General features: G+C 40.9%; 27 protein-coding genes and 1 other annotated feature. Of the genes, 24 read left to right on the plus strand and 3 right to left on the minus strand.

Annotation, left to right across the window (positions count from 1 at the left end; genetic code table 11):
* Positions 1 to 36: 36 nt before the first annotated feature.
* The 18 genes from JR334_01605 (at position 37) to JR334_01690 (ending at position 16,352) form a co-directional block, all read left to right on the plus strand.
* Entirely contained in the window at positions 37 to 450 is a 414-nt protein-coding gene (locus JR334_01605) for a DUF1761 domain-containing protein (protein ID QRN85955.1), read from the plus strand.
* Between the two features lie 197 nt (positions 451 to 647).
* A complete protein-coding gene (gene hflX, locus JR334_01610) occupies positions 648 to 2,465 on the plus strand; it encodes a GTPase HflX (protein ID QRN85956.1) in 1,818 nt (605 codons plus the stop codon).
* Positions 2,434 to 3,618, plus strand: coding sequence for a class I SAM-dependent rRNA methyltransferase (locus tag JR334_01615; GenBank protein QRN85957.1), 1,185 nt, complete (start codon positions 2,434 to 2,436; stop codon positions 3,616 to 3,618). The genes hflX and JR334_01615 overlap by 32 nt, the downstream gene beginning before the upstream one ends.
* 1 nt (position 3,619) lies before the next feature.
* Positions 3,620 to 4,138, plus strand: coding sequence for a hypothetical protein (locus JR334_01620; protein QRN85958.1), 519 nt, complete (start codon positions 3,620 to 3,622; stop codon positions 4,136 to 4,138).
* Positions 4,131 to 4,787: a hypothetical protein gene (locus JR334_01625; protein QRN85959.1), complete on the plus strand. Its 657-nt coding sequence runs from the start codon at positions 4,131 to 4,133 to the stop codon at positions 4,785 to 4,787. Before JR334_01620 ends, JR334_01625 begins: the two co-directional genes overlap by 8 nt.
* A 62-nt stretch (positions 4,788 to 4,849) precedes the next feature.
* The gene (locus JR334_01630; GenBank protein QRN85960.1) at positions 4,850 to 5,581 is read left to right on the plus strand and encodes an SIMPL domain-containing protein; all 732 of its coding nucleotides are present in this window, start codon (positions 4,850 to 4,852) and stop codon (positions 5,579 to 5,581) included.
* A 102-nt stretch (positions 5,582 to 5,683) separates the two neighbouring features.
* The gene (locus JR334_01635) at positions 5,684 to 6,220 is read left to right on the plus strand and encodes a nitroreductase family protein (GenBank protein QRN85961.1); all 537 of its coding nucleotides are present in this window, start codon (positions 5,684 to 5,686) and stop codon (positions 6,218 to 6,220) included.
* A gap of 10 nt (positions 6,221 to 6,230) precedes the next feature.
* On the plus strand, positions 6,231 to 6,758 hold the full coding sequence (locus JR334_01640) for a ferredoxin (protein ID QRN85962.1): 528 nt from the start codon (positions 6,231 to 6,233) through the stop codon (positions 6,756 to 6,758).
* Between the two features lie 33 nt (positions 6,759 to 6,791).
* Positions 6,792 to 8,243, plus strand: a complete 1,452-nt coding sequence (locus JR334_01645) for a hypothetical protein (GenBank protein ID QRN85963.1) — start codon at positions 6,792 to 6,794, stop codon at positions 8,241 to 8,243.
* Complete coding sequence (locus JR334_01650) at positions 8,243 to 8,614, plus strand: zinc-ribbon domain-containing protein (protein ID QRN85964.1); 372 nt, start codon at positions 8,243 to 8,245, stop codon at positions 8,612 to 8,614. The genes JR334_01645 and JR334_01650 overlap by 1 nt, the downstream gene beginning before the upstream one ends.
* A 9-nt stretch (positions 8,615 to 8,623) precedes the next feature.
* Positions 8,624 to 9,799, plus strand: coding sequence for an ATP-binding protein (locus JR334_01655; protein QRN85965.1), 1,176 nt, complete (start codon positions 8,624 to 8,626; stop codon positions 9,797 to 9,799).
* Complete coding sequence (locus JR334_01660; GenBank protein ID QRN85966.1) at positions 9,796 to 10,617, plus strand: carbon-nitrogen hydrolase family protein; 822 nt, start codon at positions 9,796 to 9,798, stop codon at positions 10,615 to 10,617. The genes JR334_01655 and JR334_01660 overlap by 4 nt, the downstream gene beginning before the upstream one ends.
* A gap of 75 nt (positions 10,618 to 10,692) precedes the next feature.
* Positions 10,693 to 10,906 (plus strand) — a binding site (T-box leader).
* 32 nt (positions 10,907 to 10,938) lie between these two features.
* Positions 10,939 to 11,856, plus strand: a complete 918-nt coding sequence (cysK, locus tag JR334_01665; GenBank protein ID QRN85967.1) for a cysteine synthase A — start codon at positions 10,939 to 10,941, stop codon at positions 11,854 to 11,856.
* A gap of 1 nt (position 11,857) precedes the next feature.
* Positions 11,858 to 12,442 carry a serine O-acetyltransferase gene (gene cysE, locus JR334_01670; protein QRN85968.1) on the plus strand — a complete coding sequence of 195 codons (585 nt, stop codon included), beginning with the start codon at positions 11,858 to 11,860 and terminating at the stop codon, positions 12,440 to 12,442.
* Positions 12,443 to 12,529: 87 nt separating this feature from the next.
* Positions 12,530 to 13,207 carry an epoxyqueuosine reductase QueH gene (locus JR334_01675; protein ID QRN85969.1) on the plus strand — a complete coding sequence of 226 codons (678 nt, stop codon included), beginning with the start codon at positions 12,530 to 12,532 and terminating at the stop codon, positions 13,205 to 13,207.
* Entirely contained in the window at positions 13,185 to 13,853 is a 669-nt protein-coding gene (locus JR334_01680; protein QRN85970.1) for an HAD hydrolase-like protein, read from the plus strand. The genes JR334_01675 and JR334_01680 overlap by 23 nt, the downstream gene beginning before the upstream one ends.
* Positions 13,825 to 15,219 (plus strand): SH3 domain-containing protein, encoded by a 1,395-nt coding sequence (locus JR334_01685; protein ID QRN85971.1) that lies wholly within the window; start codon positions 13,825 to 13,827, stop codon positions 15,217 to 15,219. Before JR334_01680 ends, JR334_01685 begins: the two co-directional genes overlap by 29 nt.
* Positions 15,219 to 16,352 carry a DEAD/DEAH box helicase gene (locus tag JR334_01690; protein QRN85972.1) on the plus strand — a complete coding sequence of 378 codons (1,134 nt, stop codon included), beginning with the start codon at positions 15,219 to 15,221 and terminating at the stop codon, positions 16,350 to 16,352. Before JR334_01685 ends, JR334_01690 begins: the two co-directional genes overlap by 1 nt.
* Here JR334_01690 and JR334_01695 read toward each other — a convergent pair.
* Positions 16,346 to 17,239 carry an RluA family pseudouridine synthase gene (locus JR334_01695; GenBank protein ID QRN85973.1) on the minus strand — a complete coding sequence of 298 codons (894 nt, stop codon included), beginning with the start codon at positions 17,237 to 17,239 and terminating at the stop codon, positions 16,346 to 16,348. The two genes, JR334_01690 and JR334_01695, sit on opposite strands and share 7 nt — an antisense overlap.
* Positions 17,240 to 17,348: 109 nt before the next feature.
* Between JR334_01695 and JR334_01700 the strand changes: the two genes are divergently transcribed.
* The 3 genes from JR334_01700 to nth are packed head-to-tail and all read left to right on the plus strand — an operon-like array spanning position 17,349 to position 20,477.
* Positions 17,349 to 19,010 (plus strand): nucleoside kinase, encoded by a 1,662-nt coding sequence (locus tag JR334_01700; GenBank protein ID QRN85974.1) that lies wholly within the window; start codon positions 17,349 to 17,351, stop codon positions 19,008 to 19,010.
* Between the two features lie 13 nt (positions 19,011 to 19,023).
* Complete coding sequence (locus JR334_01705) at positions 19,024 to 19,851, plus strand: deoxyribonuclease IV (GenBank protein QRN85975.1); 828 nt, start codon at positions 19,024 to 19,026, stop codon at positions 19,849 to 19,851.
* Complete coding sequence (gene nth / locus JR334_01710; GenBank protein ID QRN85976.1) at positions 19,848 to 20,477, plus strand: endonuclease III; 630 nt, start codon at positions 19,848 to 19,850, stop codon at positions 20,475 to 20,477. The genes JR334_01705 and nth overlap by 4 nt, the downstream gene beginning before the upstream one ends.
* Before the next feature lie 6 nt (positions 20,478 to 20,483).
* On the opposite strand, the gene JR334_01715 is transcribed toward nth, so the two are convergent.
* Both JR334_01715 and JR334_01720 read right to left on the minus strand, forming a co-directional pair.
* Positions 20,484 to 21,374, minus strand: a complete 891-nt coding sequence (locus tag JR334_01715; protein QRN85977.1) for a CPBP family intramembrane metalloprotease — start codon at positions 21,372 to 21,374, stop codon at positions 20,484 to 20,486.
* A gap of 242 nt (positions 21,375 to 21,616) precedes the next feature.
* Positions 21,617 to 22,822, minus strand: a complete 1,206-nt coding sequence (locus JR334_01720; protein ID QRN85978.1) for an NADP-dependent isocitrate dehydrogenase — start codon at positions 22,820 to 22,822, stop codon at positions 21,617 to 21,619.
* 155 nt (positions 22,823 to 22,977) lie between these two features.
* Here JR334_01720 and JR334_01725 point away from each other — a divergent pair, with 155 nt between their 5' ends.
* The 3 genes from JR334_01725 (at position 22,978) to JR334_01735 (ending at position 25,484) form a co-directional block, all read left to right on the plus strand.
* The gene (locus JR334_01725; GenBank protein QRN85979.1) at positions 22,978 to 23,499 is read left to right on the plus strand and encodes a hypothetical protein; all 522 of its coding nucleotides are present in this window, start codon (positions 22,978 to 22,980) and stop codon (positions 23,497 to 23,499) included.
* Positions 23,496 to 24,722 (plus strand): cofactor-independent phosphoglycerate mutase, encoded by a 1,227-nt coding sequence (locus tag JR334_01730; protein QRN85980.1) that lies wholly within the window; start codon positions 23,496 to 23,498, stop codon positions 24,720 to 24,722. The genes JR334_01725 and JR334_01730 overlap by 4 nt, the downstream gene beginning before the upstream one ends.
* Before the next feature lie 228 nt (positions 24,723 to 24,950).
* Complete coding sequence (locus JR334_01735) at positions 24,951 to 25,484, plus strand: Ig-like domain-containing protein (protein QRN85981.1); 534 nt, start codon at positions 24,951 to 24,953, stop codon at positions 25,482 to 25,484.
* Positions 25,485 to 25,494 lie beyond the last annotated feature (10 nt).

The raw sequence follows: 25,494 nt of genomic DNA on the forward strand, positions 1-25,494 counted from the left end.
AACCATGATTGTATGTGCTAAGCGGGAGGTGTTTTAATGGAATGTAGAGTTTCTCTACTTGCACTTGTTATTGGCACCCTGCTCAATATGGGATTGGGTGCACTATGGTATTCGCCAGTACTCTTTGCAAAAGTCTGGATGAAAGAAGCTCACGTTACACCAGAAGACTTAGCAACATCTCAGGGAAAAATGGGAATGATGTATGGCTTGACTGGAGTATCTGCTCTACTTACATCCTATGTAATCGGTGTCTTCATTCTCAATCTCAAGATTATGAACATTGCTGGTGCGTTGGGCTTTGCAATACTGCTTTGGTTGGGCACGAATATTCCAGCAATTGTAAAAAACTGGAGCTTTGAAGGAAGAACCATTAAATTAGGCATAATTAACCATGGATATGATTTGGTTGTTTATGTATTGGTTTCAATGGTTTATGTCATAATCGGTTAAATGTAAGTGTTGAAGTAAGATAGAACAATTGAATAATACCAAGAGAGCTCCCTCTACGATTGAGGGAGCTCTCTTTGCCAACTGTCTCTCAAATTAAGAGACTCAATGACAGAGTCAATATAATTCAGTATAATAAAAATATGATGGGGTGCTTTGAAAAGGTCTCATGCAGATTGCTAAAAGATGGGAGTTATACGATGCAACAAGAAGTTATTGGTGCTTTGGATACAGTTCGAAAAGTAGATATAGAGCAAATGAATAACTGGATTGGTCTAAAGATGGATCCACACTTGCTAATTGGAAAAGAATTGGCACTAGAGATGGTAGCTATGAGTTATCGATTGCAAAAGGAAATCGCTATATATATAAATCGAAGAGGTATGGTTTTGACCGTTGTGATGGGTAACAAAAGAGATGCCATTGTACCGCCGGACTTAGAAAGTTCTGCGGGCGATTTACGTTGCATCCATACTCATCCAAATGCTAGTAGCCAACTAAGTGAATTGGATTTGTCAGTTTTAGAAAAATTTGATTTAGGGCTAATTTCTGCGATAGGGTTGAATGATAAAGGGGAAATTACTGGTATATCCATCGCTTACCAGAGCGAAGATGGCTTACAGTATAAAAGCTACCAAAGTTTTGAATCAGTGAGTGATGAAGATGTGCTTCCTATGTTGGAAGCCAATCACCGTCTTCAAAGAATGCAAAATGGTGTTTCAAAGGAGATTGTGGTCAAAGAAAGAGCATTACTCATCGGCGTGATGACAGCAGGTGATTTGCGCGAAAACCCCAGCCTTGAAGAACTAAAAGAATTGTCGCGGACAGCAGGACTTGAAGTCTTAGCGGAAATTTATCAAAAAAGAGAAAGCAGTGCTGCAGGCAGTTACCTAGGACGTGGGAAATTAGATGAGGTCAGACAGGAGATACAAAAACATAATATTAATGTTGTTGTTGCAGATGATGAGCTGACTCCCAGGCAACAAAAGCATTTGGAAGAATCTTTGGGTATTAAGGTTATCGACCGAGCTATACTAATCTTGGATATTTTTGCAAGTAGAGCTAAGAGTAAGGAAGGTAAATTGCAGGTTGAATTGGCTCAGTTAAAGAGTCTTTTGCCCAAACTTTCAGGACAGGGCACTTCTTTATCCAGGCTAGGTGGAGGTATTGGTACTAGGGGTCCTGGAGAGACAAAACTAGAGGTAGATAAGCGACTTATCCGTAAAAGAATAAATATTCTTGAAAAACAATTGGACCTTGTTCTCAAAGCGAGGGAACATCGTTCAACAGGGAAAAAGGAGTTTTATCAAGTAGCATTAGTAGGCTATACAAATGCCGGAAAGTCTACCTTGATGAACCTTATGGCAGATGAGACGCAAAAAGCTCAAGATTTACTTTTTGCTACCCTCGATCCTGTAACTCGTAAAGTCTGCACTAAAAAGCATGGCTGTTTTCTTTTATCAGATACAGTCGGCTTTATTCATAAGCTACCACATGATTTAATAGCCGCTTTTCGAGCAACCTTAGATGAGGTCCAAAGTGCGGATTTGCTTCTTCATGTAGTAGACGGATCCAATGCGGAATGTATGCATCAGATTCGTTCAGTATTATCCGTTCTGAATGAATTGGAGGTGGAAGAAAAACCTCAAATTGTAGTTTTGAATAAGATTGACGCCATAACGAAGCAGGAAGTAGAGGCGCTAAAGCTACTCATACCGAAAGCAATACCGATTTCTTGTCGTAATCGAACGAATATTGACGTGCTTATGGCTGCTATTGAAGAACACTTGGATACAGGTAGAGTAGATGCGGTTGTTACCTTACCCTATGATATGGGAGAACGTCTACCAGAAATATTTGATTTGGCTCAAGATGCAAAGGTCGAATATGTGGAAAATGGATACTGTATTACAGGCAGATTTTTGGCAGACCGGATTGAACGCTTACGTAGCCAGGGGATAAGAATCAAAAGGAGAGAAAGAGCAGATGAGCATACGCCTGCAGATAAGAAAGAATGAAGTGGAACGTTATAAAAAAGGGTATCCACTTCTTACGAAAGAGGCACTAGCGCGTGATAGTAGGAACATGGTTGAAGGAGAATTATTCGAACTATATGATGGAAATAAGTGGATGGCTCGAGGTTATATAGGTTACCAAAATAAGGGGCTAGGATGGATTCTTAGCTTGCAGGAAGAAGAAAAGATTGATAAAGAATTTTTCTTTCGCAAGCTTGGGGAAGCACTAGCAAAAAGAGAAGGACGTTTTGTTTCGGATGAAACCAATTGCTACCGTTTTTTCAACGGTGAAGGTGATGGGATTGGTGGAATGCAGATTGACTGTCTAGATGGTTATTATGTATTCCATTGGTATAGCAAGGGAATCTATCAATATAGAGAGACTATCCTTGAGGCATTTTGTGAGCTCATGGACTACAGAGGAATCTATGAGAAACGTCGCTTTAAAGAAAAAGGAAAATATTTAGAAGGCAATGACTTCGTCAGAGGAGAACGTCATTCAGATGAGTTTTTTGTAAAGGAAAACAAAGTGCGGTACAGGGTCAATTTGGATGATGGTGCAATGTACGGTATTTTTTTGGATCAACGAGAGGTAAGAAGGGCTCTTATAGAGCGGTATGCGCGTGGTAGAGCGGTTTTAAACACCTTCTCCTATACAGGTGCCTTTTCAGTAGCAGCGAAGGCTGGAGGCGCCACAAAAACGGTCTCGGTAGACCTGGCGAATCGTAGTAGGTCCATGACGGAAGATAATTTTCGTTTGAATGCAATCGATCTTTCGGAAGAAACAATTATTGTTGAAGATATTTACAACTATTTTCGTTATGCAAAAAAGAAACAGTTGCTTTTCGATATGATTATCCTAGACCCGCCGAGTTTTTCTAGGTCAAAAAAGAAAATATTTCAAGCTGAAAAAGACTATCAAGAACTAATTGAAATGGCCATTGCGGTGGCGGGTAAGGATGCAATTCTGATTTTATCCACCAATTGTTCTACGCTTAAATTGGGTAAATTTCGTCAATTTGCAAGTCAGGCCTTTAAAAAAAGTGGTAGAAGATACCGGATTGTTGAAGAATTTCGGAACCCAGAAGATTTTTCACCAATGCCTGCTTATCCAGAGAGCAACTATTTGAAAGTAATGATTGTCGAGGTGAACTGACTTGGAAGATAAACTAATAATGCTGGCAGAAATAGCAGAAAGACTTCATAGTGGAAACATAGAATTTGGGATTGGCTCATCAATGCTACTGTATCTAAATGGTTTAGTAGATGAAGCGAGAGATATTGATTTATTCATTAATGAAGAATCCACCGATAAAGTACGTGCACTTCTTAGGCATTTGGGTGAAATACGACTAAAACCAGGGAAAAAACTCTATACGAGTAGATCTTTTTTCACACTTATTACTGAAAAGGTAGACGTCGATGTTATAGCAGCTTTTGGAGTTAGAGGGGATGGCTATATTGGCAGCATTAGCATTACTAAGGAAAGCATAGAACGCGATCTTGTTATACATGGTCAGACGATACCCTTGATGTATTTAGAAGACTGGCTAGAATTATATAAACTTATGGGACGTAAAGAGAAAGTGGATATTTTAAACAGGTATTTTAAAACACACTGCAAGTCTCCGCAGACAGGCTTTGAACAGCACTTCGTGGAGGAATCCGATGCGTAGGCTACTAGGACGTATAGCCATCTTTCTTTTGCTGCTCTACTGTTTGCAAATTGGTGGTGAATGGTGGACTATGAATAGAAAGATGGAAAACTTTATCGAGCAGGTTGAGGCCAACAGACCACTTGAAACGGACAATCGAACCGTACCGCTACTAGTTGAAGGGGAAAAACATTTGGGGGCACCTGGAGATATTCCGCTAACATTTGAAGCCTTGAATTTGCCGATCACAATCGCTGTGGGAGGACACTCGGGTGTAGTGGTAGATAATAGACGAGTGGTTGAATCTAGCGGACTGGAATCTTGGGATAAGAATATCACCAAATATTGGAGAAACAATTGGCGGGAACGATATGATGTAGTCTTAATGCTTCGGGTTAAGGGGTCTACAGAAGAAGAGGCTGCCGTGGCAGTAGAAAAGGCCGAGTCTCTGTTGGGAAAAAGATACGACTATTTGTTCAATCGCACAGAATACTGGATTTACTGTTCTGAGGTACCATGGATTGCTTGGAAAGAGGCGGGGTATAATTTGAACTATGACGGATTACAAGTTACTCCGAATGATTTATTAGTCAGCCCAAAGACAGAGATTGTCTATTTAAAGGTGACCGATAAAGAAGGTGTGGCCAAAGAGTATTATCTTTCTGAATAGGGAACAAGTTGGATTGGGATGCGTCTAGAGTATTGAAACAAATTAATAAAGGAAAGGTGATAATGATGAAAAAAAAGATTACGATTATGGCAATGGTACTCCTGTTGTTTACTCTAGTTTTGGGAGGTTGCTCACAGCAGGCGATGCTAGAAGCACAAAACCCAGCTACAATTTCAGTAAGTGCTAATTCATTCATGGATGTGCTACCCGACCAAGCAGAGATATATGTATCGATTGCTTCACGAGGCGAGACCGAGCAAGTCCAAAAAGACAATGCAGCTCTTAGCGATAAGGTGATAGAAGCCATTGTAGACGCCGGTGTTGATAAGACAGATATTGAGACGGTTAGTATTGATTTTCGCCCTAACTATGTCTACAACAAGGAGACATACAAAAGTGAGATTGATGGCTATGAGGCAATTCATCGCTTAAAAATCACGATTATGGATTTGGAACTTGTGGGACAAGTAATAGATGATGCGGTTGTTGCTGGCGCTGAAATGATAGACAATGTTAGCTTCACGATATCGGACGACAAAAAAGAAGAATATAAGAATGCCTTAATAGAAGAAGCAGTAGCTAGTACTAGAACGAAGGCTGATGCGGCGGCTGCAGCTAGCGGTGAAAGTATCGATGGCATACAGACGTTAAACGTAAGTGATGATAATGGAACGCCTTATTACAGAGCTGATTATATGATGGAAGCTGATGTAGCATCAGATGAATCGTATGAGATTCTTCCTGGTGAGGTCAGAGTAAATGTTTCTGTCCAAGCGTCCTATCGGTTGAAATAAGGTGTCAGAAGCCGCGTGTATAACGCGGCTTTCTTTTTGCCTTTTGTCGCCTTTAATTCCCGCCTAGAAGGATGTATAATGTTTTATGGCATGGAGGGGATTATGGATAAGTTAAGAAATCTATATTATAAAAGAAGAAGTTGCAGGAGTTTTAAAGAGGACAAGGTATCTGATGAAAAAATTCAGTTAATCCTTGAGGCAGCCTTGTTGGCACCGGCAGGAAGAAACAGAAAGCCATGTCACTTTTTGGTTGTGGATGATAAAGAGACTTTGCTTAAACTATCGGTTGCAAAACTTCATGGCTCACAGTTGGTTGAAGGAGCATCTCATGCTATTGTAGTCATGGGAGATAAGACCATAACAGATACTTGGGTTGAAGATGCCTCTATAGCAACGACCTTTATTCAACTGATGGCTGAAGAAATAGGATTGGGCTCTTGTTGGATACAAATTCGTAACCGTTATTATGATAAAGAGGAGACAATTCTTTCCAATGATTATCTAAAGAAACTATTAGATATTTCTGATAATTTTGAAGTTTTATCCATGGTAGCTTTGGGCTATAAGAAAGAAGAAACAATTGGGCGTTCTAAAGACACATTAGATTGGACGCAGATTACTCATTGGAGTTCTTTATAAGGAGGATATCATGAACTATAGCGCGGATAGACTGGTAGGAGAACATATATCAGCTGTAGCTGCTAAAATGTGTACAGCTGCCCGTACTGCACCAAAAGCAAAAGGGTTTGACGGGATTGAGACATTTTTTTTGACAGGAGAAGATCGTTTTGCGTTAGCTGACGAGATTGAAAAAATTGGCACAGAAAATGATAAGGACTTCTTTCTAAGAGATGCTGAATGCATACGCAATTCAGGTGGTGTTGTACTTATTGGTGCCAAAACTGGTGCTCGTGGAATTGTACCTTGTGGCTTGTGCAGTTTCGACAATTGCCAAGGTATGCTTGAGGCACAAGGGCGTTGTGCATTGGCCATAACGGATTTGGGCATTGCAGTAGGTTCAGCAATATCGGTGGCTTCAGACGAGCGTATGGATAACCGCGTTTTTTATACTGCAGGAATAGCTGCCTTGCGGTTAGGGCTTTTTAGTGAAAAGATTACGATTGCCTATGGAATTCCTTTGTCTGTTTCCAGTAAGAATATATTTTTTGACAGATAAGGCACAGGCCTTGTTATTTTAAGGAGTAGTTGAGTGGACGATAAGTTTCAATGGTCAGGTTTAATATTGATAGTGTTGGTAGTCGCCTTTGTGTTGCGATTTTCGTTGCAGTATGCCCAAAATTCTTTGAACGCAGAAGAATGGGAGGAGTTTGAACTGTACGAAATTAGTGAGACGACAGGTAACGAAGAACTAGATGGACGGTTGAATTTTTTCAATAGTGTTACAGGTATCGTTCGTGACTCCTTTCCGTACGTAAATATTAAAGAATCTCGTTTTGGCTATAAATGGCAGGAAATCACAGATTATTATAGTTCTATCGTGACGAATGAATCACTTCCTGAGCAGGCTTATCTATATACTATTTCTGAGATGCTTAGCTTGCTAGATGACCCTGGCACGAGACTGTCTGACCGCATATTGGAAGGCGTGGAGCGGAATCTGTTGATGAATGTGACTTTGCAAGATGATCAATTAATCCTTAAAAATTATCATGAGATATATAGAGAAAATGAGGATTATATGCAGTATCTTGAACCGGGAGACGTTCTATTGAAGGTCGACGACCGCAATGCCTTAGGTCTTTATAATGCCCTTCTTGAAGACAGTATCTTTGGTCTCTTTCCTGAGACGCAGGATATTTTTATGGAACGCTATTTCAGAACCTACTACCACCAGTATCTTGAGAAGATAAATCCTCAATTTTGTAAGTTGGATTTTCGAAAGGATGATGGTACAGAGTATACGGTGCTATTGGAATGGCAAGATGCAATAAACATAACTGGCGTAAATGGAGTGGTGACTTCTAGTTCCAATAGTTCAGTTGCGTATGGGGAGTATCTAGAGGACGGTAATTTAGGATATATTCGTTTAAACAGTCTCTATATGGAAAACCTGCCACTTTTTCAAAGCGAAATGGCCCGGATGCAGAATACTTCGGGACTGATTGTAGACCTGAGGGGTGCTGATAAATCCATAGACTACATTACCTTTGAAAAGGCAATACTAGGTTATTTTACTGCTTCGGAGCAGACCATTTTTTATGAAAAGACTAGATATTCACCAATATTACTGCGCTTTAGTGATTTTGAATATGAACCGATTGACCGTGCTTACTATCCTGCTTTAAGTGTTACGGTGCTACCGGCTTCAGGTTACTATGCAAAGCCCTTGGTGGTGCTGGTGGATGAAAATTATATGGAATCACCAGATGAGTTGATTGTAGGCTTAGTTAAACTTGCAGATGCCACACTGATTGGTCGTGGATTTGAGGTACATGCTCTCGGTAAGAATATCTCAGTCGACACACCATATTTGAATTATGGATTTAGGTTGTCTACATCGTATTTATATGACACTACGATGAAAAAGTTGGAAAATGAGCCCTTGGTCATGGATGTAGAAATCCCATATTCAAGTCAAGAGGCGAATGGTTCACTCGACCCTATTTTACGTGCAGGAATCGAGTGGTTTGAGGAGGATTAATGTTTTTTCTGGGAATAATCGGAGTAATGGATCATAAGGAGAGAATAAGGACAATTCGTCTAAATCCCTGTCGAGTATGTGAGGCAGAGGAATCTGGCGTTTTATTCAAAGTCGAACGAATTTTTTCATTCTTCTTTTTTCCTCTATTCCGTTGGAATACGCGCTATGGCGTCCAATGCAAACGGTGCGGTTCATTGTACTGGATTAAAAAGGAAAAAGGGGAAAAATTGGAGCAGGGTGACGAAGATAGCATCGGCTATTGGGAAATGTTGGAAAACAACATGGTTCGCGGAGGTATCTGCCCCAACTGCCAAAAACGCATCATCCCAACATTTAATTATTGTCCACATTGTGGAAAGAAACTGAAATAGGAGTACTTCATGGAGAAATTAAACACACTGACGGTATATCGAAAACTTGTTACAGATAAATTAATACAAGATATGCAAGATGGTCTAAATGGTGATGAAAATGCCGTGTACAATGTATCAGCTCGTCTTTTGGAAATCGAGGGAGGTATTTCACCAAGCGAATATTTAGCGAGAAGACTTGTGCTAAGTAAGAACAGTTACACCTTGGCTTGTGAAAAAGAGCAAAGCTTTCCCCATTGGGAAATGTTGCTGCGAGATTTGAAATTAATCCAGGCATTTATAGTACGGGCGCTTAAAGAACTTCCTATAAGCGCCTCACTTCTTTGTCCGGCGACTACAAGATATGGTAAAGTGGAAAAAGAACTCTTGAATGGTACAACTGAATCGTTGGCACAAGCAATTCGGGAATATGTCGCCAAACACGGTACGGGTGTGCTGGGGTCTGCCAGTGCTTTCGTATACCAGGAAAAGCTAAGGCCCGTACAAAACATTGTCCAAGTATCCTTGGACGATTTGTTGGGTTTTGAAGAGGAAAAGCATATTCTTTGCATGAATACCGAAGCATTTTTAGAGGGCAAGAAGGCATTAAATGCTTTGCTCTATGGTGAACGAGGTACTGGGAAATCTTCGACCATAAAAGCCATTCTAAATCGTTACAAGGATGCAGGCCTTAAGATGATTGAAGTAGACAAAGAAAACCTAAAACACTTGAAATATTTACTGGAGCTATTGCGCAATCGAGGGGGAAAGTATATTCTTTTTCTTGATGATTTATCTTTTGAAAACTATGAAAACGATTATAAAAGTCTAAAAGCGTTGATGCAGGGTGAACTGGAGGAGAAAACAGATAACATTTTGGTTTACGCTACATCCAATCGAAGACATTTCATAAGAGAAGATTGGTCAGATCGAATGGATGAAATGGGTGAGATTCACAAGAGCGATTCCATGGAAGAAAAGCTATCGCTAGTGGATCGTTTTGGTATATTGCTTACCTTCCAGCGCTTGAATAAAAAAGAATATCTGGAAATGGTACGTTTTATGTCGAGTCGAAAAGGGCTGACTATCGAGGATGAAGAATTAATTCGTGAAGCCTTGCAATGGGAGATCTCAGGGCATGGTATGAGTGGCCGCTCAGCTGAGCAGCTGATGATTTCGTTACTGATGAGGGAGGAAAGAGCATGATAGAAAAAATCAACGTTGCACTTTGTCAAATGAAAACCGTTGCGGACAAAGAAGAGAACTTAAAGAGGGCGGAAGAAATGATCGTAGAGGCGGCAATACATGGCGCACAGATTGCGGTCTTACCCGAGATGTTCAATACTCCTTATGATATCCGAACCTTTGGTGGCTATGCTGAGGGTGAGGTGGGACCAACATGCCAAATGCTCTCGAGAGCAGCACAAGAAAATAATATTGTGGTCGTAGGCGGTAGTATCCCTGAACGGGACGAACAGTTTTTGTATAACACTTGTTTTGTCTATGATCAACAAGGTGAGAGGCTTGCAAAGTATAGAAAGAAATATTTATTTGATGTAGATATTCCCGAGGAGATTACTTTTCGTGAAAGTCGTGTCTTATCACATGGATCGAAATCAATCGTCTTTGAGGCATTTGGCCATAAATTTGGTTTAGCCATCTGCTTTGATATCCGTTTTCCAGAATACATCCAGAAGCTCAGTATGAAGGGGGCCGAAGCAATACTAATGCCTGCTAGCTTCAATACGATAACAGGACCAGCGCATTGGGAAATTTTGGGTAGAGCCAGGGCTGTGGACAATCAGTGTTATATGGTGATGGTGGCCACCAGTCCCGTAAAAGGAAATTCCTATCAGTCCCATGGACATTCAATGGTCGTGAGCCCTTGGGGAGAAATTTGTACTAGTGCTGATGTCGAAGAGGCTATGATTCTATGGACGTTGGACTTTAGAAAGGTAGCTAATATTCGTGAGCGCTTGCCCCTACTTACCATACGTGCGGAACGAAAAAAGGATAAAAACTAGAAACTCTACCAAATTAGTAGGATATAACTTGACAAGGGCTGGTAAGGTGGATATAATTTTTTTAAAAGATAGTAGTAAATGGCTTTGATAAAGAAAAGTAGTAAAGTGTAACGGTAAAGAGAGAGAACGGTTGGTGAGAAGTTCTTCCGCTAAGCTTTATGAAGTGCCCTTTTGAGCTGCATACCGAAATTGAGTAGGCTATGCCGGGATCTCCCGTTACAGAGATCGAGTATGTAAGTACTTTAAAATTCACGTTTAGAGTGGAATAGCGGATAACTCCGCCTCTATAAGAGGCGGAGTATTTTTATTTTGGAGGACGATATGAGAGTTGAAAATGCGATACAACTGATTGGAAACACCCCGGTAGTACGTTTGAGAAAAATGGTAGAAGACAATGGCCCAAAAATATATGTGAAGCTTGAAAAATTCAATTTGGGTGGTTCTGTAAAAGACCGGGCTGTACTGGGAATGCTTAGTCAAGCAAGGGAACAAGGAAAGATTAACGAAAAGAGTGTTATCGTGGAGGCAACCAGTGGTAACACAGGTATTGCTTTGGCTTTAACTGGAAATCTGCTTGGCTTTTCTGTAATCATCGTTATGCCGGAGACCATGAGCCGGGAACGACAAGATATAATTCGGAGCTATGGTGCGAAATTGGTGCTGACAGCTGGTCCTTTAGGAATGAAAGGGGCCATTGAAAAGGCACATGAATTGGTAAGTGAGAACGAGCATGCATTGTCATTAGACCAATTTGAAAATCCAGGAAATGTAAGAGCTCATGAAACGACAACAGCAAAAGAAATTTTGGAAGACGTACCAGAGCTAGATATGTTTATAGCTGGTATAGGTACGGGTGGAACCTTGACAGGAGTAGCGAAACAACTAAAAATCCATAAACCGGAGGTCGAGATTATTGGAGTTGAACCGTTGGCCTCTTCCGTACTTAAGGGAGAAAGTCCTGGGCCTCATAAAATTCAAGGCATTGGTGCTGGATTTGTTCCTGAAATTCTAGAAAGAGATCTGATTGATGAGCTCGTTAGCATAAGTGATGATGTAGCTTATGAAGTTACAAGAAGGCTAGCTGCTGAAGAAGGATTATTTTTGGGAATTTCCTCTGGAGCTGCTGTAGCCGCTGCTCTAATCAAGGCCAAGACTCTTCCAGAAACAAAGACCATTGTGGTTATTGCACCTGATGGTGGAGAAAAATATATTTCAACCAAAGTGTTTGGAGGTAACTAAGATGTTTAAGAATTTGAAAAATTATTTGGATAATATTAAGAAGAAGGACCCAGCAGCCAAGAGCTATTTGGAAATTGTCCTACTTTATCCCACCGTTTTATCGACCTTGAATCACAGGATTGCTCACTTTCTGTTTAGCAAGAAACTGTATTTCCTAGCCCGGTTGATTAGTCAGGTATCCCGTTGGCTTACTGGAATTGAAATACACCCAGGAGCTACCATTGGCAAAAACTTTTTCATTGACCATGGCATGGGAGTTGTTATAGGTGAAACTACAAGAATCGGTGACAACGTGACGCTTTATCAGGGTGTTACCTTAGGAGGTACTGGTAAGAATGAGGTTACTAGGCATCCTATCCTAGAAGATGGTGTCATTGTGGGGGCAGGTGCCAAAGTTTTAGGCAATATCCGAATCGCCTCTGGTAGTAAGATAGGGGCTGGTGCAATCGTAATTAAGGATACTTCAACCAACTCTACAGCAGTAGGTGAGCCAGCTAGGATTATTGATAAAAAACCAGCAAACGTGGTATCTATCTATAAAAACAAGGAAACGGAAACAAAGATTTACAATCAGATGAGCATATAGCAATCATAAGAACGGCTTGACTTTTGTGGTCAAAGCCGTTTTTCTAGGCTATAATGCTAGGAGTTAGAAACAATTTGTGAGGGAAATATGAACGAGAAACAAGCCTATCAAAAGATGACAAATGAGGTTATAGAAAACAACCGCAAAAAGGGGATAAGACCCAAATTATTGTTGCACTGCTGTTGTGCCCCTTGTGCAAGTGTGCCTTTGGTGGATTGGTCCAACGATTTTGATATCGCGGCCTACTATTATAATCCCAATATTTATCCTGAAAAAGAAGCTGTGGCCCGTGCTGAAGAGTTGAAACGCTTTGTAGCTAGTTATCCTTTCAATAATCGCCCCAAGGTAATCATTGCGGACTATACTCCAGAGGTTTATTTTGATATGGTACGAGGTCTTGAAAATGAACCGGAACGTGGACTGCGTTGTGAGGTTTGTTTTGAACTAAGATTTACGCAGACGGCCGAACTTGCCAAACAACTGCATTATGATTATTTCACAACAACCTTGTCTATTAGCCCTTATAAGAATGCAAGTTTACTTCACCAGCTAGGGCTAAACATTCAGGAACGTATTGGTGTACAGTATCTGCCCTGTGATTTGAAGAAGAATAATGGTATGAAACGTTCCGTTGAATTATCTAAGGAGTATGCCTTGTACCGCCAAGATTATTGCGGCTGTGTTTACTCTAAAAATGAGATGTTAGAGCGGAAGAAAAGAATGAAAATTGAAGAGGGAAAAAATGAAAAAACTGATATTGTTTGATTTAGATGGAACTTTGGTGGAAACTGGACCGGGAATACTCGATTCTCTTAAGAAGACTTTTAGAGAAACGAAGAGGGCTGTGCCAGAAGATAAGGTACTAGAGCGTTTCATCGGACCAAGGTTGGAATATAGTTTTCAAACTTACGCTGATATTCCTGAAGAAGAGATCGATCTTATGCTGAAGGTTTTTCGGAAATTCTATAATAAAGAGGGAATCTTTATGGGTAAGCCCTATCCCGGAATGGTTGAAACGCTTCAGAAACTAAGCGAGGATTGTGTTTTGGCGGTTGCTTCAGCCAAACCGCAAAAAAACGTAACGATTGTACTGGACCATTTCGGTCTAACGAAATATTTTCAGACCTTGGTGGGTTCAGATGTTCGTTTAAATAGAATTCATAAAAATGAAATTATTACAGAAGTAATGAAAAACCACCCAGACATTGTGCAAGAAGAGATGTGGATGGTGGGAGACCGGATATATGATATCCAAGGAGCCAAGAATTTGGGCATTGATAGTATTGCCGCACTTTACGGATATGGTTTGGATGAAGAATTTATTGAGGCTACTCATTGCATCGCTACACCTGTTGAGCTGATTTCCCTTTTGGCAAAGGAAAATGAGAAAGGATACGGAATCAATGGTTGATAACCAGAAAAGCATGCTGTTGGGTATTGGAATTATGCTATTCGTAGCTTCCTTTGGTTTTTTAGTTGGAGCAGGCGTAAGTCAAAAAGAGTTTGAAGCGACACCTGAAAAAGACCCTATAGTTGTGAAACCTCTATTGGTAGAACCTGAAAAGCATGCAGAGCCTGAAGTGCTATTGGCTATTCAGGAAATAGATAGTTTAAACGGACGAGCATCTAACTCAGATGCCTATATTGATATTTTCGACCTAACACCAGAGAAGATCGATACGATTCTTTCGGATTGCTTTACCTGGCCCAAATCAGCTTTGGCGAAAGAAAACTTGAGTCCTGTGTCTGCTGAAGAAAAATCTGGGATTTTAGCCAATGCTACTCTACAAAAGAATTATGGCTATGGTTTGATACTGACTAGAGGTTCTTTAAGGGCCTTGCCCACCATGAATAAATATGTTAATCCCAATAAGAATCCAGGATTCGACCGGTTGCAGCTAAGCGCTATTTATCCCCAAGAACCAGTATTTGTTTTTGGGACCAGCAAAGATGGCAAGTACCTTTTGGTGGCTAGTGACTATTATGCGGGTTGGATTCTTAAAGAGCATGTGGCGAATATTAGTAAGGAAAAATTGGAATCTATACTAAATAGAGATAATTTTATCGTGGTTCAAGATAACCGAGTTGAAGCACTTCGAGTAAGTCAAAGTGGTGCTCGAAAACGAATTGAACTGCCGATGGGTACGGTTGTGCCTCTTGCTGATGCTCAAGATACCACTGCCTTTTCTTCCCTACTGAGCAGCGGCTGCTTTCATGGGCTTACCTATGATGGTCAAGGCGAACTTGCCATATTGGAAGTAGACAAAAACGCGGTAGTTAGCCTAGGATATTTGCCTTTTACCCAAGATACTATTACCAAGCAGGCAGACAAGCTTTTGGGCGAAGCGTATGATTGGGGTGGCGCTGATCAGGGACGGGATTGTTCTGCTATGGTAAGAGATATCTATAGTGGATTCGGCCTATGGATTCCCAGAGATTCTGGTCCACAGGCGCTGTATGCAAAAGAACTGGGCGGATTGAGAAGCATTCGTTTTGACGAAGGACTCACAGATAGTGCCAAGCTCAGAAAAATCAGTAATTTACCGGTCGGCTCACTATTATTTATGCCAGGTCATGTTATGATGGTGTATAAGCAAGAAGAATCACAAGTTTTGGTAATTCATGATTATGTTGAATACTATAAGGTTAACGGAAGCAATCTTGAACGGGTAGAAGTGATGCAGGTTGGGGTATCTGATTTGGAAATCCTAGATCGCAACGGACAAACATATCTGTCCTCTATCTTTGGTGCTTTGTCGTTGGAAGAAGGAAAATAATGAAAGATTTTAAAGTATATGGTTTGCCAGAAGAAGTGCTGGCATCTCTCGAAAAACAAAAAATAGTTGCTCCACTTGCAGTGCAGTCAGATACAGCTGAAAAGGCCTTATCTGGTGCCAATCTGTTGGTTCAGTCTCCGACAGGAACCGGCAAGACCCTAGCATTTTTGCTACCAGTATTGAAAAAAATTAAAATAGATGAGAAGAATTGTCAGGCACTCATCATAATGCCCACTAGGGAATTGGCGGGCCAGCTGAATAATGTACTCGGCATGTATAAAATGCCAGGGCTTAGGCAGGCAATGCTGATTGGTGGAGCGAATAAAGAAAGACAAAAAGATAAACTAAAGAAGAAACCCCAGATTATCATCGGAACACCAGGACGGATTGATGAAGCGATACGGGTAATGAAGTTGAACCTAGATTCAGTCAATATGATTGTGGTGGATGAAGCGGATAAGCTAGCGGATGAAAAATTCTATAACGGTGTCAGAGATTTATTGAACCAATTGCCAGATGATGCCCAGACCTTATTCTTTTCTGCTACAGTGACCGATGATGCGCAACGAATGATGCGGGATATTGGAAGGAAATTTGAGCTAATTCTCATGAGTAAAAAGAAAACCAATGAGGATATTTTGCACCAGTTCATCATGGCAGAAGACCCCAGGAAGTTTAATTTATTGATAAGGCTTTCTGAAGAATTGAAAATTAAGCGGGCTATCGTTTTCATTACTCGCAATGCAGGTGTGAAGGGCCTAGCCGGACGCATGCAAGAAGCCGGTCTTAAGGCTCAAGGCATCCATAGTGGTCTTTCATCCCAGGATAGGAAAAGAATTATTGGAAATTTCAGAACAGGAAAAGTAGATTATCTGGTGACTACGGATATCTTTGCCCGCGGGATGGATGTTCCGGACGTTCGCTACATCATCAACTATGATGTACCCAAAGACCAAACCAGCTATATCCATAGAAGTGGCCGGACGGCTCGTGCGGGACGAAAAGGTACGGTAATCACTTTTGTAGAGGAACATACAAAATTTGTAGTTGGTAAATTGGAGCGAAACCTGGATATAGAAATCAGGGAAAAAGGGTTTACCAAGGATGGCAAGTATATTGATGTAGATTATTGATCTTTAGATAAAAGTTCTTGCATATCAAGCGGAAGTTCAGAGATGATTTCGATTTTCTCACCCTTATTTCTAGGGTCAGGGAACCGAAGCATGTGACAGTGCAGAGCGTGTCTTTCCATTTCTATTTCACTGCCTCCGTATAGTCCGTCACCAGCCAAAGGATGTCCAATATGCGAAAAATGGACCCGGATTTGGTGGGTTCTTCCTGTTAGTAAGCGGATTCGAACTAGGCTATGATGTTTAGTTTCTTGTATAACCTGGTATTGTGTTTGACTCGATTTTCCTCCAGGCATCACAGCACGTCTTAAAGAAGTGTGTTCGATTCTGTCAATGGGGAAGTCTAAACACCCAGAGGGCTTATTTAGATGTCCTTCCACAAACGCAAGATAGATTTTTTCAACTTCTCCTAACTGGTTGCATTTTACATAATAGGCTTGTGCAAAGGAACTTTTGCAGACCAATAGAAGACCAGAAGTATTTCGGTCAAGTCTTCCAGCCGGCCGAAATTTGCGGGTTTTTCCTTGATGTAAGTAATAGTGGCAGACTGCATTTGCAATGGTTCCACTTTGGTAGATGCCCACAGGATGACAGGCAATCTTTGGTGGCTTATCCACGCAAAGAAAGTCCTCATTTTCAAAGACAAGGGACAGTGGAAGATTCTCTGGTATGACGGAAGTTTCTTCATTTCCAGACATTTCAACACACAAGGTATCGCCGGTTTTGACCCTTAGGTAGTAGTAGCCTGTTTTACCGTTTAGATAAACACCGTCTTTGACCTTGAGACTTCGTAGTAATTTTCTGGAAAAGTGAAATTCATTTTGCAATACCGATTGAAGCGTTTGACCGTTGTACTTAGCTTCCACGATATAGGTTAAGCTGTCTTCCAAGTGATACCTCCCTTGCCGGAGGTTGTTTACTTTCCGGCCCAGAATAGATTATACTCTAATTAAGGGAAAAAATGAATGATACAAAAACGAGTTAAAAATGGAGGATGGTATGGGGAACATTAGAGTACACATTAGAGATAAGGAATATTTGGTGGAAAAGGGTATTACCTTGTCCGAATTAGGCGAGATGGTACAAGAAGAGTATAAATATCCCGTTGTAGTAGCTAAGGTAAATAACCAGCTCCGCCCCTTGCAACTGCAACTTTTTGAGGATGCCAAGGTAGAATTTTTAGATTTATCAACGAGCATAGGACACCGCATTTTAGAACGTTCATTAGTATTTTTATTGGCCAAGGTAGTAAGAGAGTTCTATCCTTTGGCAACACTTAGTGCGGAGCATTCCATAAGCAATGGGTTATACTGTTTACTGCAGGGACAAAGCCGCATCAAAAAAGAAGATGTGGAACGGATGGAAAACCGCATGAAGGAACTAATCCGTCAGGATTTGCCCATTGAGCGAGAGACCGTTGATAAGAAAGAGGCAATTGAGCTTTTCACTTCGATGAACAATCTAGTTAGGGCACGCTTATTTGAGAATAATCGTAGCAAAAAGACCACCTCCATTTACAAGTTGGAAGAGTATCAAGATTACATGTATGGGTATATTGTGCCCCGCACTGGCGTACTTAAACATTTTTCACTTCGTTATTATATGCCAGGATTTTTGTTGCTTCTTACCAAGAAGGACAACCCCAACCGTCTACCGCCTTTTCGGGAACAACCGAAGCTATTCAATATCTTGAGGGACAGTGAACGATTCAGTCAAATCCAAGGGGTAAGCGATGCTGGCACCTTGAATCAATGTATTCGCTCGGGTGAAACGGATGAACTGGTGCGCATTGCCGAAGGAATGCATGAGAAAAAGATTATGGCCATAGCCGATCAGATTACTTGTGACAGGGAAAGATTAAAGCTGATTATGATTGCGGGTCCATCTTCGTCCGGTAAGACCACCTTTGCCAAACGATTGTCAGTACAACTCATGGTAAATGGGATAGAACCAGTTTCCATTTCTTTAGATGATTATTTTGTCAAAAGACAGGAAACACCGATAGATGAATTTGGAGAGGTGGATTATGAATCTATTCATGCCATTCGTTTGGACCAATTCAATGATGATTTGACCTCCCTTATACAGGGAGAAGAAGTTACACTTCCCTTGTTTGATTTTAAGAAGGGAACATACTCGGAGGGGAAAAAACTAAAGATACGGGCGGATCAGCCGATTATCATTGAAGGAATCCATGCCATTAATAATGTGTTAACAAAAGCAATACCTAGGAGTAGGAAGTTCTTTATCTACATTAGCGCCTTGACCCAATTGAATTTGGATTGCAGCAATCGAATTAAGACGACGGATGCTAGACTGATGCGCCGTATGGTACGCGATGCTAGGGTTAGAGGAATTTCACCAGAGGATACTTTGGCTAGGTGGTCCAGCGTACGCAGGGGAGAGGATCAAAATATTTTTCCGTATCAAGAAAATGCGGATGTGATGTTCAACTCACATTTAATTTACGAATTGGCAGTTTTAAAACCCTTGGTCGAGAAACTACTGTGTGGACTTGATTCAAGTTCTCCTTACTTTGCAGAAGCCGTCAACTTACTAAACATTGTAGATTTTTTTGAACCAATTGAGGATACTGGAGCAATACCCAACAATTCCATCATTCGAGAATTCATTGGCGACAGTGTATTCTATGACCGTTAGAAGAGGAGACAAGATGATTTTAGGAAGTCACCTATCCATTGCGAAAGGATACAAGAAGGCTGGTGAAACGGCGGTAGATATTGGGGCGAATACCTTTCAGTTTTTCACGAGGAATCCTCGCGGTGGAAAGGCCAAGGAGTTAGAACCGTCCGATCTTGAAGCATTAAAGAAGATTATGGAAGAACATCATTTTGGTCCCTTACTTGCTCATGCACCCTATACACTGAATCTAGCATCGGGAAAAGAGGACGTACGAACCTTTGGAAAGAATATGATGCGTGAGGATCTCTTACGCATGGAGCAACTACCAGCACACTTATATAATTTTCATCCAGGGAGCCATGTTAAAGATGGTGTGGTGGTAGGTATAGAACGCATTGTACGTGGTTTGAATGAAGTAGTAAGCGGTAGAGAAACTACGACCATCTTGCTTGAAACGATGGCTGGAAAAGGTTCTGAAGTAGGGGCAAGATTTGAAGAATTAAGAAGTATATTATCCGAGCTTGACCATCCGGAGAAGTTTGGCATTTGCCTCGATACCTGCCATGTGTATGATGCAGGGTATGACTTGCGGGATAATATGGTAGGGGTACTAGAAGAATTTGACACTATTTTGGGCTTAGAACGACTGAAGGCTATCCATTTGAACGATAGCAAGTATGGGATGGGGAGTCATAAGGATCGTCATGCTGGTATAGGTGAAGGTGAATTGGGCATGCCATTTTTGCTTGATATTTTGGGTCACGAACCGTTTGAAAAAATTCCGTTCTTTTTAGAAACACCATACGATGATGAAGGCCATAAAAGGGAAATTGCCTTCTTAAAGGAGCATTTAGAATGAGTAGTAAAACAAAAATGATTATTGACACATTGCGGGAGACCTATCAAGGGGCAGATACAGAACTAGAATTCGAAACACCATATCAACTACTGATTTCCACCATGATGGCCGCTCAGTCGACAGACAAGCAAGTAAACAAAGTGACTCGCTCTCTTTACTTAGACTATGGCAATCCTGAATCCATGGCTAAATTGAGTCAAGAAGAACTTGAAAAAAAGATTGGTTCTGTGGGCTTGTATCGTAATAAGGCGAAGAATATTCTTGCTACTACCAAGTTATTACTTGAAAAGCAGGAGGGCATGGTGCCTAAGACCTTGCCTGAATTGGTGGCGCTACCCGGTGTAGGAAGGAAAACGGCCAATGTAGTTTTATCCAATGCGTTTGGAATACCAGCATTCGCGGTAGACACGCATGTGTTTAGAACTTCTAGGAGATTGGGACTTGCCAAGGGGAATACACCCGAAAAGGTGGAGCAAGAGTTGATGCAAGTTTTTGAAAGAAAAGATTGGAAGGATGCACATCATTGGTTAATTTTTCATGGGCGAAGAACTTGCCTTGCTAGAAATCCGAAATGCGCTATCTGTACATTAAAAGATTTATGCACTAGTGAAGACAAGCAAGATTAATTGAGTCTAGAGAAATAAGAGAAATCCATTAACAGATAGAATAAAGATTAGACAAATAGTAAAGAAGCCGTCTGTTTGAAGTAGTGTACTGAAGCTACGCAAGGCTTGACGACCAGGTTCAAGGGTCACCGGAGGGTGACTCTTTTTATATAGGCTGAATATGAGAAACCACAGTAGGGCAGCTACTAGTGTAAAGGGGATTAAGCTGAGAAGCTGATTTATATCGATGCTAAGGTATTCTGGCATTTTTTCAGAAGTAATTAAGTACTCTGAGAGTACGATGAATACGTTATAGAAAAAATGGGCATACATTGAGCTGAGTAGCGAACCCGTGAAATATACTAACCAGGCAAAGAATAGTCCTAGCATGAAGGTATTGGCGAGATTGGCTACACTCAGATGAAGTAGAGCGAATAAGAGTGCAGACGTTATCATGGCAAAGCGCTTACCTTGTTTACGGTAGGTGGCAAGTAGGATCCCTCTGTGAATTGTCTCTTCAAAAATACCTGGTAGAATAGCCATCCCGATGATGTAGGGTAAAAGAGGGAGGGTTGTATCTATTGCGTACTGAGGGGCATATACTGGCCCATGCCAAGATGAAACCAGAAATACTATGAGTGAATTGAAAAAAGCCCCTATAAAGATGAGAGGTAGAACGATAAACGGTATAAATATTATATCTTGCATGGAGAGTTTTTGAATAGCAAGATACTTATGGAGATGGCGTTTATTGAACAACAAGAAAATTGCTGTTGGAATCATAAGTAGGGCAATCTGCGAAAAGAACAGTTCAAAATAGGTGTTTTCATACCAGCTAGTAGGAATAAAATAACCGGAAAAAACAAAAAGGATAAGGATGATTAGGTAGTAAAGATGAACTTTGCTTTGCTGCTTCATAGGATTCCTCACTTGATTTGTGTTTTAGTGTATAGCAACATTATAGGCTAATTGAGGGATGAGGCGAAGAAAAGTTGGTAAAGGAGAGAAAAAAGAGACTATTCAGTGTCAAACTGATTTTACACATGGAATAGTCATTTATTTGTCTAATATCGTGCAGTGCTACTTTTCTTAGCATATCTATTGAATATAAAAAGGTCCTAAAGGATAGGACCTTTTTTGTTTTCTTTTATATTTTGCAACTATAGGCTGATACGTTTCGCAATCTCTTCGAGGAATTGCTTGCTGTTTAAGACTTGTTTATCCGTATTGGTGGATAGTAAGGCCAAGTCTTTGGTCATGAAACCGGATTCGATGGTTTCTAGGCTAGCCTTTTCTAAGGCTTCACCAAAAGCAATTAATTCTTTGTTGCCATCAAGCTCACCACGTTTTTTGAAGGCGCCGGACCAAGCAAAAATCGTTGCAATGGGATTGGTAGAAGTTTCTTCACCCTTTTGGTAACGATAATAATGTCTAGTAACAGTACCGTGTGCTGCTTCAAATTCATAAATTCCATCTGGTGAAACTAGTACAGAAGTCATCATAGCAAGAGAGCCAAATGCGGTAGCAACCATATCAGACATTACATCACCATCATAGTTTTTGCAAGCCCAAATCATGCCACCTTCAGAACGCATTACACGAGCTACAGCATCGTCAATTAAGGTATAAAAGTAAACGATACCAGCTTCTTTGAAACGTGCTTCATATTCCTCTTCAAAGATTTCTTGAAAGATATCTTTGAAGGTGTGGTCGTATTGCTTGGATATGGTATCTTTGGTGGAAAACCACAGGTCTTCTTTTACATCCAAAGCATACTCGAAGCAGGAACGAGCAAAACTACGGATGGACTTGTTTGTGTTGTGCATGCCCATTATTACGCCTGGGCCTTCGAAATCATGAATGGTTTTGCGAGTTTCATGGCCCGTTTCGTCGGTGAATACAAGCTCAGCTTTTCCTGGCATAGTTGCAATATGTTCGACATTCTTGTATATATCACCATAGGCATGACGCGCGATGGTGATGGGTTTGATCCAAGTTCTTACAAAAGGTTTAATACTGCTAACTTGAACGGGAGCACGGAAAACCGTTCCGTCCAAAATGGCCCGGATGGTGCCGTTGGGGCTCTTCCACATTTCTTTAAGATTGTACTCGTCAACACGCTGGGCGTTGGGGGTAATGGTGGCACATTTTACAGCTACACCATATTTCTGGGTAGCTTGGGCTGCGTCAACTGTAATCTGGTCATTCGTTTCATCTCTTTTGACCAGTCCCAAATCGTAGTACTCGGTTTTTAGATCCACGTAAGGTTTGATTAGAATATCTTTAATCCAGCCCCATAAGACATGGGTCATTTCATCTCCGTCCATTTCAACTAGTGGGACACTCATTTGTATCTTATTATGCATTAGAACCTCCTATTAAACTCCTATTTCTTGCAAACTACCCGTATATTATCACACAACAACAAGCGAACGGCAACTATAAGCTTGCGTGTGGTTTCAAAATGAAGAGAACCGTGATATATTAATTCTTGTAACAATACAAGGGAAAGGGTGAGCCTATGCGTAGTAAAAGCAAGATAATAGTTCTGTGCCTATTGCTTTTATTGAGCGGATGTACAGGCACAACAGATGATGCGCCGATTGAAGAAGAAGCATCAAATGATTTGTCTGCACCGATCGAAGAAAAACAGGCCTTGGAATATGGTCAAATACCCTATGTCTCAAATATGTTGGATGAATGGTTACTCAGCCTAAAAAATGATGATTTGCAAGCTGGCCTAAGTTATTTTGCGGATGGATGCGAAGGACGACTCATCGGTGATGATATCGTTGAGGTGCGGGAGCCTGCTTTTTGGCGTAGTTACCTGTCTAATATGATGAACTTCTATGTAGATGCAACCATAGAAGTAGAAAATGTGGAGCTAAACGGCAGAGGTAGTGAAGGCGAAGTAGTCTTTATTTTGGAAATTAAGGGCATAAAAGCAGACGATGATTATGTACGCCGCATAATGGCGGATGTAATCTATATTGACGAAGGTTGGAAATTCAGTCGCTTTGAAGAATTGGGAGATAAGATATGAAATACATAGTGATTTTAACAGATGGAATGGCAGACGAAACATATGAAGTATTGGGCGGTAAGAGTCCCATGGAAAGTGCAGATATTCCGTTAATCGATGGTCTGGCCTCGCGAGGAGAAATTGGACTGGTAAAGACTGTTCCAGATTCAATGGCCCCAGGTAGCGATGTAGCGAATCTGTCTGTAATGGGATACGAACCAGATATTTATCATACTGGCCGTTCACCGCTAGAAGCTATTAGTATGGGAATTGAACTGAAAGAATCAGAGGCCACCATGCGTTGCAACCTAGTTAGTTTGTCGGATGAGACAGAGTACGAAGCTCGTAGTATGGTAGACTATAGCGCAGGCGAGATTACAACCGAAGAGTCAAAAGTACTGATTGGCGACCTAAAAGAGGCTTTGGATGGTGAGGGATTTACTTTTTATCCAGGCATTAGTTACCGACACGCTTTGGTTTGGGATAAGCCGGATATGAATGTGATTCTTACTCCTCCCCACGATATAAGCGGAAGACCTATTCGGAATTATCTGCCTAAAGGAGAAAAAGCAGAGTCATTATTTTCCTTGATGAAAGGGAGTGATGCTGTTTTAAGACACCACCCAATTAATTTAAGAAGAATTCGTGAAGGCAAAAATCCTGCAAATTCCGTTTGGTTTTGGGGGATGGGTAAAAAGACGGTATTGGATCCTTTTGAGGAAAGATATGGATTAAAGGGTGCGGTCATTTCAGCCGTGGATTTATTAAAAGGGATTGCTTTGGCCGCGGGCATGCAAACCATTGATGTGGAAGGAGCAACCGGAACCATCAAAACAAATTTTAGAGGGAAGTCTGAAGCTGCAATAAAAGCGCTGTCTAGTGGGGTTGATTATCTGTATCTGCATTTAGAAGCACCGGATGAGTGTTCACATCAAGGTGAGCTAAAAGAAAAAATCCATTCACTGGAACTGATTGAACAAGAGGTTATTGCTCCAATTATTGAGAGTATGCAGGAAAAGAAAGAAGATTATCGGATGCTTATTCTTCCAGATCATCCCACACCGGTACGGATAAGAACACATGTAAAAGACGCCGTTCCCTATGTTCTTTATGATTCTAGAAATGAGAAGCCTCTAGATTCTAATAAAGCTTATAGCGAACGAGCAGCAGCTGAATCGGGAAATTTCTTTGCGACTGGACCAGAGCTAACAGCCTATTTTACAGAGTCCAACAAGAAAAACTAGTGCACCTAGGGGTACAAAACAAAATTGAGGAGGAATTTCAAAGGGATATGAAATTCCTCTTTTTTATGTAGCTGTCACCAATGTTTGAAATCTGAATTTTACTTGCAAAGAAAAACAAACCTATTTTTTTCAAATGAAGAATGAGAAGAGGGCGTAATGCTTTCTTTTTGAAGGGAAAAAGGGTAGTATATTATGAGCAAGCATAACATATGGAGAGGATGGAATATTATGAACAAAAGAATAATTACAGGAATACTAGTTGTACTTTTCCTATCACTTAGCGTGGTACCAGTAGCGTTGGCAGATGAGGATACTAGCGGAAAGACACCACTAGTGCTAGAACAGTCTACACCAGCTGATAATGCATATGGGGTTGCGACAGACGCTACAATTACACTCACATTTTCGAAAAATATAGTCAATATGGCTGTTGCAGATAACAATCGTACTCAATTTACCTTAAAGGAAAATGGTGGAGATGAGCTTGCTATCGATGTTTTTTTGGCCGATGACCAAGTTGATCGTGAAAAAAGAAATGATGCAATTATTACCCCGCTTGAGCCTCTAAAGGAGGATACCGATTACGAACTAGTTGTGAACAAAGAGCTGAGCTCTAAAAGTGGTGTAACTTTGGCAGAAGACTTGGTGATCCATTTTTCAACGAAGGAAGAAAAATCTGGACTTTCTTCTATTTCTGCTGGAACAATCGTTTTAGCTGCAGTCGCTGTGCTTGCTCTCGTGCGCAGGCGTAAGAAAGCATAATAGGCTCGCG

It is taken from the genome of Clostridia bacterium (assembly GCA_016887505.1).
Taxonomy (GTDB): domain Bacteria; phylum Bacillota; class TC1; order TC1; family UBA5767; genus UBA5767.

Bases quoted from the DNA above. Each gene is read 5' to 3' on its own strand.
- JR334_01705 (QRN85975.1), top strand. From the start codon at position 19,024: ATGATTTTAGGAAGTCACCTATCCATTGCGAAAGGATACAAGAAGGCT.
- JR334_01690 (QRN85972.1), top strand. From the start codon at position 15,219: ATGAAAGATTTTAAAGTATATGGTTTGCCAGAAGAAGTGCTGGCATCT.
- JR334_01680 (QRN85970.1), top strand. From the start codon at position 13,185: ATGAAAAAACTGATATTGTTTGATTTAGATGGAACTTTGGTGGAAACT.
- JR334_01605 (QRN85955.1), top strand. From the start codon at position 37: ATGGAATGTAGAGTTTCTCTACTTGCACTTGTTATTGGCACCCTGCTC.
- JR334_01635 (QRN85961.1), top strand. From the start codon at position 5,684: ATGGATAAGTTAAGAAATCTATATTATAAAAGAAGAAGTTGCAGGAGT.
- hflX (QRN85956.1), top strand. From the start codon at position 648: ATGCAACAAGAAGTTATTGGTGCTTTGGATACAGTTCGAAAAGTAGAT.
- JR334_01685 (QRN85971.1), top strand. From the start codon at position 13,825: ATGAGAAAGGATACGGAATCAATGGTTGATAACCAGAAAAGCATGCTG.
- JR334_01675 (QRN85969.1), top strand. From the start codon at position 12,530: ATGAACGAGAAACAAGCCTATCAAAAGATGACAAATGAGGTTATAGAA.
- cysE (QRN85968.1), top strand. From the start codon at position 11,858: ATGTTTAAGAATTTGAAAAATTATTTGGATAATATTAAGAAGAAGGAC.
- JR334_01630 (QRN85960.1), top strand. From the start codon at position 4,850: ATGATGAAAAAAAAGATTACGATTATGGCAATGGTACTCCTGTTGTTT.
- JR334_01720 (QRN85978.1), bottom strand. From the start codon at position 22,822: ATGCATAATAAGATACAAATGAGTGTCCCACTAGTTGAAATGGACGGA.
- JR334_01615 (QRN85957.1), top strand. From the start codon at position 2,434: ATGAGCATACGCCTGCAGATAAGAAAGAATGAAGTGGAACGTTATAAA.
- cysK (QRN85967.1), top strand. From the start codon at position 10,939: ATGAGAGTTGAAAATGCGATACAACTGATTGGAAACACCCCGGTAGTA.
- nth (QRN85976.1), top strand. From the start codon at position 19,848: ATGAGTAGTAAAACAAAAATGATTATTGACACATTGCGGGAGACCTAT.
- JR334_01735 (QRN85981.1), top strand. From the start codon at position 24,951: ATGAACAAAAGAATAATTACAGGAATACTAGTTGTACTTTTCCTATCA.
- JR334_01640 (QRN85962.1), top strand. From the start codon at position 6,231: ATGAACTATAGCGCGGATAGACTGGTAGGAGAACATATATCAGCTGTA.
- JR334_01655 (QRN85965.1), top strand. From the start codon at position 8,624: ATGGAGAAATTAAACACACTGACGGTATATCGAAAACTTGTTACAGAT.
- JR334_01700 (QRN85974.1), top strand. From the start codon at position 17,349: ATGGGGAACATTAGAGTACACATTAGAGATAAGGAATATTTGGTGGAA.
- JR334_01725 (QRN85979.1), top strand. From the start codon at position 22,978: ATGCGTAGTAAAAGCAAGATAATAGTTCTGTGCCTATTGCTTTTATTG.
- JR334_01625 (QRN85959.1), top strand. From the start codon at position 4,131: ATGCGTAGGCTACTAGGACGTATAGCCATCTTTCTTTTGCTGCTCTAC.
- JR334_01660 (QRN85966.1), top strand. From the start codon at position 9,796: ATGATAGAAAAAATCAACGTTGCACTTTGTCAAATGAAAACCGTTGCG.
- JR334_01730 (QRN85980.1), top strand. From the start codon at position 23,496: ATGAAATACATAGTGATTTTAACAGATGGAATGGCAGACGAAACATAT.
- JR334_01715 (QRN85977.1), bottom strand. From the start codon at position 21,374: ATGAAGCAGCAAAGCAAAGTTCATCTTTACTACCTAATCATCCTTATC.
- JR334_01650 (QRN85964.1), top strand. From the start codon at position 8,243: ATGTTTTTTCTGGGAATAATCGGAGTAATGGATCATAAGGAGAGAATA.